Origin of the sequence: Prevotella sp. SGI.167, assembly GCF_050313615.1 — a bacterium.
Taxonomy (GTDB): Bacteria; Bacteroidota; Bacteroidia; order Bacteroidales; family Bacteroidaceae; genus Prevotella.
Window position 1 is genome coordinate 1 of the sequence record NZ_JBNPLT010000159.1, and the last position, 313, is coordinate 313.

The 313-nt window shown below is 45.4% G+C and carries 1 pseudogene; it reads left to right on the forward strand.

From position 1 onward, the window contains the following. Positions 1-313 (forward strand): annotated as a pseudogene (locus ACQRBJ_RS16340) (UDP-glucose 6-dehydrogenase); the annotation flags it as partial.

Below are 313 nucleotides of genomic sequence, written 5' to 3' on the forward strand. Positions count from 1 at the left end.
AGGTCTGAGCATAGCAACGCTATTGTCTCAGCACCATCATGTAACAGCAGTAGATGTAATCCCAGAGAAGGTAGAGAAACTCAACAATAAGATTTCTCCTATCCAGGACGATTACATCGAAAAGTATTTGGCTGAAAAGCCATTGAACCTTGTGGCAACCCTTGATGGCAAATCAGCCTATAAGGATGCAGACTTCGTAGTGATTGCAGCACCAACCAACTACGACCCAGTGAAGAACTACTTCGATACAACCCACGTGGAAGAAGTCATCGACCTGGTTCTGGAGGTAAACCCAGATGCAGTGATGGTCATC